The organism is Alcanivorax sp. UBA3183 (assembly GCF_002364155.1).
GTDB lineage: Bacteria > Pseudomonadota > Gammaproteobacteria > Pseudomonadales > Alcanivoracaceae > Alcanivorax > Alcanivorax jadensis.
On record NZ_DEXN01000024.1, the window covers coordinates 37,731 to 46,674 of the forward strand.

8 protein-coding genes are annotated in these 8,944 nt (G+C 58.8%); 5 read left to right on the plus strand and 3 right to left on the minus strand.

The window, feature by feature from the left end:
- The 4 genes from B3Q33_RS09750 to B3Q33_RS09765 form a co-directional block, all read left to right on the plus strand.
- The coding region (locus B3Q33_RS09750; protein WP_286827505.1) for a nitroreductase at positions 1–646 on the plus strand (646 nt) is incomplete at its 5' end.
- Between the two features lie 29 nt (positions 647–675).
- On the plus strand, positions 676–1,068 hold the full coding sequence (locus B3Q33_RS09755; RefSeq protein ID WP_272962251.1) for a putative quinol monooxygenase: 393 nt from the start codon (positions 676–678) through the stop codon (positions 1,066–1,068).
- A gap of 102 nt (positions 1,069–1,170) precedes the next feature.
- The gene (locus B3Q33_RS09760; protein ID WP_035249998.1) at positions 1,171–2,100 is read left to right on the plus strand and encodes an AAA family ATPase; all 930 of its coding nucleotides are present in this window, start codon (positions 1,171–1,173) and stop codon (positions 2,098–2,100) included.
- A 16-nt stretch (positions 2,101–2,116) separates the two neighbouring features.
- The gene (locus B3Q33_RS09765) at positions 2,117–3,466 is read left to right on the plus strand and encodes a vWA domain-containing protein (RefSeq protein WP_272962078.1); all 1,350 of its coding nucleotides are present in this window, start codon (positions 2,117–2,119) and stop codon (positions 3,464–3,466) included.
- Positions 3,467–3,528: 62 nt separating this feature from the next.
- On the opposite strand, the gene B3Q33_RS09770 is transcribed toward B3Q33_RS09765, so the two are convergent.
- Complete coding sequence (locus B3Q33_RS09770; protein WP_273010082.1) at positions 3,529–5,940, minus strand: hybrid sensor histidine kinase/response regulator; 2,412 nt, start codon at positions 5,938–5,940, stop codon at positions 3,529–3,531.
- 132 nt (positions 5,941–6,072) lie between these two features.
- Here B3Q33_RS09770 and B3Q33_RS09775 point away from each other — a divergent pair, with 132 nt between their 5' ends.
- Entirely contained in the window at positions 6,073–6,624 is a 552-nt protein-coding gene (locus tag B3Q33_RS09775) for a porin family protein (protein ID WP_273010081.1), read from the plus strand.
- 17 nt (positions 6,625–6,641) lie between these two features.
- Here B3Q33_RS09775 and B3Q33_RS09780 read toward each other — a convergent pair whose 3' ends face one another.
- Complete coding sequence (locus B3Q33_RS09780; protein ID WP_272961450.1) at positions 6,642–7,973, minus strand: ABC1 kinase family protein; 1,332 nt, start codon at positions 7,971–7,973, stop codon at positions 6,642–6,644.
- Between the two features lie 217 nt (positions 7,974–8,190).
- On the minus strand, positions 8,191–8,619 hold the full coding sequence (locus B3Q33_RS09785; RefSeq protein ID WP_272961451.1) for a hypothetical protein: 429 nt from the start codon (positions 8,617–8,619) through the stop codon (positions 8,191–8,193).
- Between the last annotated feature and the right edge of the window lie 325 nt (positions 8,620–8,944).

Sequence of the window (8,944 nt, forward strand, 5' to 3'; positions counted from 1 at the left end):
TGAGCGCCGTTCCGTGCGCGGTTTTCTCGACAAGCCTGTATCGCAATCAGAGCTTGAAGCGATTTTCTCACTGGCCCAGCACGCCCCTTCCAATTGCAATATCCAGCCCTGGCAGGTATGGGTGGCCAGTGGCGAAACCCGTAACGCTTTGCGCGAGCGTTTGGTGGACAAGGTCAGCCGGGGCGTCCCCTTTGCGCCGGACTATGAAAGCCTGCCTCGCTTCCAGGGGATCTATCGGGAGCGACAGGTGGATTGCGCCATGGCCCTCTACGGCAACATGGGCATCGCCCGGGAAGACCGGGAGGGTCGCCGCCGCGCGGAGCTGCGCAACTTCGAACTGTTCGATGCCCCCCATGTGGCCTTTGTCGGCATGGAGCGGGATTTCGGCGTTACCGTGGCCCTGGACGTGGGCATGTACGTGCAGTCTCTGCTGCTGGCCATGACCGCTCATGGGGTGGGTGCCTGTGCCCAGGGCAGCATGCGCTACTATCCGGATGATGTGCGTGAGCTGCTGGGCATTCCGGACAGCACCGCCATCGTGCTGGGCATCAGTTTCGGCTACGAAAACGCCGATGTGGCGGCCAACCGCACCCGGGTGGGGCGAGTGCCGCTGGGCGACTCGGTACGCTTCTGCGGTGGGGCCTGAGCGGACAGCAGGAGCGGGTTTGTGGTACAATGATCGTTTTCCCAGCGCAATGGACCCCCATGATCATCGTCAAAGGCTCTTTCCCCGTGAAACAAGACCAGCAACCAGAGGCGCTGGAGCTGGTGCAGGCGTTGGCGAAATCCTCCCGGGGCGAACACGGCTGTCTGGCTTACGAGGTATACCTGCAGGCGGATGAGCCGCGGGTGATCGTGGTCTGGCAGCAGTGGAGCGATCTGGATGCGCTGGAAATCCATTTTGGTTCCGAGCATGTGGATGCCTTTCTGGATGCGATCCCGGACATGATCGATGGCGATGTAACGTCCGCGCGCTTTGATGTAAGCAGCCTGGACGGTGAGCCTATTGTTGAAGAGGTGGCCGAGATCGCTCCGTTGGTGCTGGCGGACAATATTACCCTGCACTGAGCGTCGCGCCCCAGGTAACCTGCCGCATGCTTCATGCGTGCAGATGTCATTCCCGCCCCGCGCTTCCTGCGCTACCCTCTGGGTTCTGTTGCAGGAGCCTCCATGAAAACCCGTATTGATTCCGTCGAAGAGATTACTCGCAGTTTTGCCGGGCAGGGCTATATCTGTAGTGAACAGATTGCCCTGGCGATCTATCTTGCTGCGCAGTTGCACAAGCCGGTGCTGGTGGAGGGCCCGCCCGGGGTAGGCAAAACTGAACTGGCCAAAGCGGCGGCGGCGTTTCTTGAGGCGCCACTGATCCGCTTGCAGTGCTACGAAGGGCTGGATGAAAGCCGGGCCTTGTACGAGTGGAAGTATGGCAAGCAGCTGCTCTATACCCAATTGTTGCGTGACAAACTGGGGGGCATGCTTGCTGATACGGACAGTCTGGAAGCCAGCATGGAGCGGCTGGGGGATCTGGGCGAAGCCTTCTACAGCGATACCTTTCTGGAGCCGCGCCCCCTGTTGCATGCCCTGCGTAGTGACGAGCCGGCGGTGCTGCTCATTGATGAAATCGACAAGGCTGACCAGGAGTTCGAAGCCTTCCTGCTGGAGCTACTGTCCGACTTCCAGATTTCCATCCCCGAACTGGGGACGGTGAAAGCCAAGCACCAGCCGTTGGTGCTGCTCACCAGTAACGACCAGCGGGAGCTGTCCGATGCGCTCAAGCGTCGTTGCCTGCATCTCTATATTCCCTACCCGGCGGCGGAACTGGAAGCGCAGATCGTCGCCACCCGGGTGCCGGATCTGGATGCGCGCCTGCGGGAACAGCTGGTGGCGTTTATCCAGCATCTGCGCGAACAGGACATGAAAAAACTGCCGGCCATTTCTGAAACCCTGGACTGGGCCCGGGCGCTGGTGCTGTTGCACGCGGACAGTCTGGAGCATGCCCAGGTGGCCGATACCCTCAATCTGGTGCTGAAGACCGAGCAGGATGTGACGTTGGCCCGGGAATTGTTGCCCGCCTGGCTGCGCAAGCTCGGTAAGCGCTAGGATTCAGGAACCGCTGATGCCAACTCGTCGCTTATCCGAATTTGTTCAGGCCCTGCGTGGGGCCGGGTTGCGGATTTCTCCGGATGAAGCCAGCCAGGCCATGGATGCGGCGGCCCTGGTGGGCTATGCCCGGCGGCAACGCTTTCATGATGCGCTGGCCGTTACCCTGGTCAAACAGCAACAGGACAGGCCCGCCTTTGAAGAAACCTTTGCCCGTTTCTTCGCGGCCGAGGATTCCGGTGTCGATCCGTCCGGGGACATGGAGCCGGCGATGCCGGCTCCCGCCGCCGATCCGGCTTCTGCGCAGACCCCTGAGGAACAGCAGGCAGAAGCCCTGCTGGCCAGTACGCCGGAGCAGCTGCAGCAACGTATGGCGCAAGCCGCTGCCGAGATGGACTTCACGCAGATGGAAGTGATTACCCAGCAAGGGCTGTATTCCCGCCGTTTGCTGATGAACATGGGAATGGGGGCAGTGGATGACCGGGTGTTGCAGCTGGATCAGGGCAACCCGAGTCAGCAGGCACGGGCGGAGCAGTTGCGGCAGTGGCGAGCCCGGGTCCGTGAGCAGGCGGCTGGTCAGGTGCGGCGCCAGTTTCTGTTGCACGGTGTCGGCAAGGGCCGTGCCCTGCGTGAGCAGACCCTGCGGGCGGTGCCATTTCGTGATCTGCGCGAGTTTCGTGACGTGCAGGCGCTGGTGCGCAAGATGGCTCGGCGACTGGCCAGCCTGCATCAGCGACGCATGAAAACCAGCCGGCGGGGAATGCTGGATGCCCGTCGTACCATGGTGGCGAGCATCCGCCATGACGGCGTGCCAGCCAAACTGTTCTGGCGCCGTCGACCGCCCCGCAAGACGCGGGTGATGGTGATCTGTGATGTGTCCAGTTCGGTCAGCGATGCCGCCCGCTTTCTGCTGCAGTTTCTCTACGCCATGAACGACGTGTTGCCACGGGTGCGCAGCTTTGCCTTTGCGTCACGCTTTGACGAAATTACCGATGATTTTTCCCGTTATTCCCCCGAGGTGGCGGTGGGGCAGGTACTGGATCGTCTGTCGGGTAGTGGCACTGATTATGCAGAGATGTTCCGGGCCTTTCAGGCGCGTTGCGAAAGGGAGCTGGATGCTCACACCACGGTGATCATTCTCGGTGATGCGCGTAACAATTACCTGCCCGATGGTGCTGAAACGCTGCAGGCCATCCGCCGCCGGGTCAAACAGGTCTGGTGGCTGAACCCGGAATCCCGGGGGCGCTGGAACAGCGGTGATGCGGTGATGGATCGCTACTTGCCTCACTGCCGCCTGGCCCGCCAGTGTGCCACCCTCAATGACCTGGAGCGGGTGGTGGATAGTTTGCTGGGGGCGTTGGATTAAGACGCCGCGGACCAGTCCGCGCAAATCGCTTGTCCCGCACTTAACGCAGAGGACGCCAGGCGTTATCGCGAACCCTTGCCCGGGTCGCGCAGTACCTGCTTCAGCGTCGCTAACAGGCGTGCCTTGTTGATGGGCTTGGCCAGGTGGGCCACCATGCCTGCGTCGTGGCAGGCGTGGATCTTGTCCGGCACCGCGTGGGCGGTCAGGGCCACAATCGGAATCCAGGGCAGGCGACCTTCCTGTTGCAGTTTGATAATCGAGCGTGAGGTTTCGAAACCATCCATGTCCGGCATTTCGCAGTCCATCAGAATCAGATCAAACGACTGCTGAGTAGACATCAACACGGCAATGGCCTCCATGCCACTTTCCGCTACTTCCGTTTCATAGCCCAGTTTCTGGCATAGCCCTTCGGCGACCATCAGGTTGATATGGTTGTCATCCACGATCAGCAGTCGGCCGCCGGAGAGGCTGGGCAAGTCGCTGTCCTCACTTTGTGGCAGGTAGCCAGTATCGTTATGGGTGCCGGGTAGCGGCAGGCGGAACCAGAACCGTGAGCCTTCATTCTGCCGGCTGAAGACCCCGATTTCGCCGCCCATGATTTCCACCAGTTGTCGGCAAATTGCCAGCCCCAGCCCGGTGCCACCGTAGCGTCTGCTGGTGGAGCTGTCGCCTTGATGGAAATGATCAAACAGATGCTTGAGTTGCTCAGGGGCAATGCCGATACCGGAATCGGAGACTTCAAAGTAGACATAGTCCGGGTTGTTTTCATCCCGTTCAGCCATGACCGTGATAACACCGTTACTGGTGAATTTCACCGCATTGCCGATCAGGTTGACCAGAATCTGCCGCAGCCGCACCGGATCGCCCAGGCAGCGCTCACCCAGGTTGCGGTCAAGCTCGGTTTGCAGGGTATTGGAATGCACATGGGCCTTATGCTGAAACAGGGCCAGGGATTCGCTGACAAGATCTTCCAGGCTGAAGCTGGTCTGCTCAATGGGCATCTTGCCCGCTTCGATGCGCGAGTAATCGAGGATGTCGTTGATCAGGTTGAGCAGGCTGTTACCGGATTGCTCGATCACATTCAGATTGTGCTGCTGGTCGTCGTCCAGCGGCGTGCCCTTGAGCATATCCACGGTGCCGATGATGCCGTTCAGCGGGGTGCGAATCTCATGGCTCATTACCGCCAGGAATTCGCTGCGCGCACTCAATGCGCTGTTCAGTTCCCGGGTGCGTTCATCCACGCGTTGTTCCAGCACCTCATTGGCCTCGCGCTGAATGCGGGCATTCTCGCTCTTCAATACCGTCATCCTGTGAGCCAGCGCGAAGGACAGCAGAACGGCTTCGGTGAAGGTGCCCAGCTGCATGGCATTTTCCAGTAGCCAGCCCCCTTCCATCAGCTGAAAGGTTTTCAGTACGTAAAGCACCGTGGCGGTGGCGACGGCGGTAAAGGCGAGCAGGAAATAACGTGCCGGGCTATAGCCCTTGAAGATCAGCCACAGGGACAGGGCGATGGCCACAAAAGGCCAGGGCATGACCACGGCGGTAGTGGCTTGAATGGAAAAATGAAAGTTCAGGAACGTCAGCGGCGTGGCGACCAGTAGAGCCATGGCGCTGAACAGCAACAGGCGGTGAATGCGCGGCGCCCGTTTCTTCAGCTCCAGAAACTGGCTGGCGAACAGCATGGAAAACGCCAGTGTCATCAGATTCAGCACCGGCAGGGAGTAATGGTTCCACAGGGTGGCGTCGGGCCATAGCCATTGGTAGCTCAGCCCTTCCCGGGTAAAGAGGTTAAGGCCGAAGGTGCCGAGGTAAAGCACATAAAGCAGATAACTGGGATCGCGGATGGACAGGAAGATCAGCAGATTGAACAGACACATGGCGACGATGGCGCCAAAATAGAGGCCGTAGAAAAGCGAAAACCGGTTGTCATGGGCGTTGAAGGCTGCCGGTGTCATCAGCGTGGCTGGCAGCTCGATCACGTTATTGCCCTGGGCGCGAAACAGCAGGTAATGCTCACTGTTCGTGGCCAGTGTCAGCGGTGTCACCAGGTGGTAGTGGGACAGTTCTCGGCTATGGAAGGGCACCCGGTCACCCATGCGGGTGTGCTTGATTTGGTTGCCGTCCTTGTCAAAGACGTAGATGTCCAGGTAATCCAGATGGGGGCGCCCCACACGCAAAAACCAGTAGGGCAACGCGCTGTTGTTTTCCACGGAGATGAGGAGCCACTGAAACCCGTCGCGAAACCCCAGGGAAGGATATGGCGTGTCCAGTTGCTGCCCCTGGCCGGCGAGCAGGGCCTGTAATGCCAGGGTCGGGCTGAGGGCGTGATTTTGATCAGTCAGCCACTGCATGCCGGCCGCAGCGTCGTAGCTATCGCGGTCATCCGACAGAGTAAGAGCGTGGCTGTGCAAAGATAGAAAAAATGCGCAAATAAACGCGGCCAGTCGCCCTGCGAAGACGGTTCCCTTTGTCATTCCCGATCCTGTTATCGCTGTTATCTGGATGCGGCATGCTTTCGACACATTTTACAGAGTTTACCGGATTACCCGGAACTGTGCGTCGGACAGCGTCTCGAAACTTGTGATTACACGCAAAAGGAGAGTTGTATGAAAGTGATGATGCGTAATGTTCTGGTGGCGTCCTGCTCCCTGATCGCTGCCTCGGGTGCTTTTGCGGCTGGCCCATACGTTGGTGGTAACTACAGCCAGATTCAGTATGACAACGAGGAAATAGACAGCGATACCCTGAAAATTGATGCGGCCACGATTCGTGCCGGTTTCGAGTTTACCGACTTCCTGGCGCTCGAGGCGCGGGGTGGCATGGGTTTCGACAAGGATTCGCGAGGCATTGTCGATTTCGAGATGGATCACCTTTACGGCGGCTACGTGAAACTGGGTGCGCCGGTGGGTGAAACCCTGCGCCCCTATGTGATCGGTGGCTACAGCAAGGTCAAGGGTGAAGTCTCCGCCAGCGGTTCGGTGGCGGGGGTCAATTATGCCTTCAGTGACACAGAGACTTTCGAGGATGAATCCTGGGGTGCCGGGCTTGATTTCAACCTGACCGATACGCTGGGTGCCAATCTGGAATACATGCGTTATGTGGATACCGATGAGGAAGAAATTTCCGGGGTCAGCGTCGGGTTGCGTTCCGCATTTTAAGGCGGAGCCGGGCGCCGTCAGCGGTCCGGCGTCGCTTCCAATGCCCTTTCCAGGTTAGGCCGGAACGCGGTATTGACGCCCAGTTTCATCATCGTCCAGTAGTGGCCGCTGACCACTCGCTCAATCAGCAGGCTGCGTGAGGACGGCTGGAATTTCAGCATCTGATCCAGGGGCGTGCGTTTTACCTGGCGGAGGATGTCGGTGTGCAGTTCCGAGCGGCCAAAATCGTAGGGCTTGTCATCGAAGGCACGTAGCAGCAAGGCAATCCAGGTGGCATAGAACTGGCCGTTGACCTGGGTATCTTTTTTGCGAGCGCCCAGTTGCAGAAGCAGGGTATCCAAGTGATCCCACTGTTCATTCAGTGCGCTGCGCACAATATTCCGTAGCAGGTCAGCATCCTGGGGGGGCAACCGTTTTACCGCACCGAAATCGTAAATCACGATGGTGCCATCCGGGCGAAAGGCAAAGTTGCCCGGGTGCGGATCACAGTGGACTGCCCGTAACTGGAAAATCTGCTGGCCCAGGGCGTCGAAAAGGCGCTCGCCAAGCAGGTTGCGGGTAGCCTGATCAAAGCCGTGATCGTCATCTACCTGGTCCAGCGCAATGCCGGTTTCCTGGCTTAGGGTCAGTACCTTTTCGCTGGATAACTCATCGAACACCTGCGGGATGACCAGCCAGGGCTGGTCATGATGGAAATCCCGGAAGTGTTTCAGATTGCCCGCTTCCTGTCGGTAGTCCAGCTCTTCATGGAGCTGGTTGCGGATTTCCCGGAACACCGCATCGAGGGCGGCCTCGTCAACCTTGAGCAGGCTGCCCAGGCGCAGGATGCGACGCAGGTGTTTCATGTCGGAATCAATGGATTCCTTCACTGCCGGGTACTGAACCTTGACGACCACGTTGTCGCCATCATGGGTCGTGGCGCGGTGTACCTGGCCGATGGAGGCGGCGGCAAACGGCGTTTCCTCAAAATCGGCAAACAGCTGATCCAGGGTGCCGCCAAGCTCCCGCTCCAGTTGGCGGCGAATCACATGGAAGGGCATGGGCGCCGAGGCGTTCTGCAATACCTTGAGCTGATCGCTGATTTCCTTGGGTAGAATGTCCTGCATCTGCGAGGCGATCTGCCCCACCTTCATCACCGCGCCTTTCATCTCCCCGAGGGTGGCAGCCACCTCCCGACCGATATGCTGAAGCAGTTTTTCCCGGTCTGCGGCCTTGGCAATGTCGGACTGGAACAGCCCTTTGACCTGATGGCCGGCGACGCGGGTGGCAATGGAGGTGGTCATGCCGGTCAGCCGGAACAGGCGGCCGGTGGCAGTGGTGGGGCGCTTGCGACGACGGTCGTCAGCCATGGAGTCCTCGGGTAACGCTGTGGGATAGTCATTCTCGGCACGTTGTGACCGAGTCAGCAGGTGCTATCAGACTCTAGCGCTTGTCCGGCAGGGTGTACATGGTGGGATGAAGCCATAAAGAGGAGGGTGAGGGGTGGTTTTTCGCTAAATAGCAGGCAAAAGAAAGGGGCCCAAATCAGGCCCCAAAGGAGAGTACAACAGAATCAGGGAAACAGAATCAGCTACGTTTTTCCCCGGCAGAAACCAGTTCGTTGAACAGTTTCTCGCCTTCTTCACGTGCGGAGGCTACGGCGCCCAGGCCGGCCAGCACGAATTCGTTGGTTTCTTCAGCTTTCTCGCCGCGCTCTTTCTTGCCGGCTTCTACCAGTTTCTCGTACAGGGCCTGACGCTTTTCCGGAGCGGTGTCCAGCAGCTGACGGGCAGCCAGCAGGGCGCCACGGCTGGCCAGCAGGGCCTTGGGCTTGCCTTCGGCGTCTTCACCAAAAGCTTCGGTGCCGGCTTCAACATACTTGTTCAGCAGCTCTTCAGAGCCTTCTTCAGCCTTCTCGTAAGCACCCAGGCCGGCCAGATACAGTTTGTTGCCCAGTTCTTTGGCACGGTTTACCAGAGTTTCGCTTTGTTCGCGCAGATCTTTCAGCTCGCCCATGATCAATGATTCCTTTACGTTGTCCGGTGTAAAAAAGAATTTGTTGCAGCGGCCACGTGCGCTGCGTGGGATAAAGAGTAAGGATTCAGGGAGAAGAGAGGGCGGCTAACTGTCCAACAATTGGACATCTACTCAGAGGGAAGGAACCTTCAGGATGTGATATCCATCAAAGTCAGTACGCCAAACTCCGCATGGTCGTGCTTTATTCTCATGCGTACACTGGCTAAAAAGACTGTACCGGCAAGAGAGAACATAATGATAGAAAAATTCATCGCCAAAGTGCCCTCGCGGATCTGGGCTGATGGTCGACCGGCTCGTGCCCGCC

Coding starts and splice junctions, on each gene's coding strand:
- B3Q33_RS09780 (WP_272961450.1), bottom strand. CDS start 7,973: ATGGCTGACGACCGTCGTCGCAAGCGCCCCACCACTGCCACCGGCCGC.
- B3Q33_RS09770 (WP_273010082.1), bottom strand. CDS start 5,940: ATGACAAAGGGAACCGTCTTCGCAGGGCGACTGGCCGCGTTTATTTGC.
- B3Q33_RS09775 (WP_273010081.1), top strand. CDS start 6,073: ATGAAAGTGATGATGCGTAATGTTCTGGTGGCGTCCTGCTCCCTGATC.
- B3Q33_RS09785 (WP_272961451.1), bottom strand. CDS start 8,619: ATGGGCGAGCTGAAAGATCTGCGCGAACAAAGCGAAACTCTGGTAAAC.
- B3Q33_RS09765 (WP_272962078.1), top strand. CDS start 2,117: ATGCCAACTCGTCGCTTATCCGAATTTGTTCAGGCCCTGCGTGGGGCC.
- B3Q33_RS09755 (WP_272962251.1), top strand. CDS start 676: ATGATCGTTTTCCCAGCGCAATGGACCCCCATGATCATCGTCAAAGGC.
- B3Q33_RS09760 (WP_035249998.1), top strand. CDS start 1,171: ATGAAAACCCGTATTGATTCCGTCGAAGAGATTACTCGCAGTTTTGCC.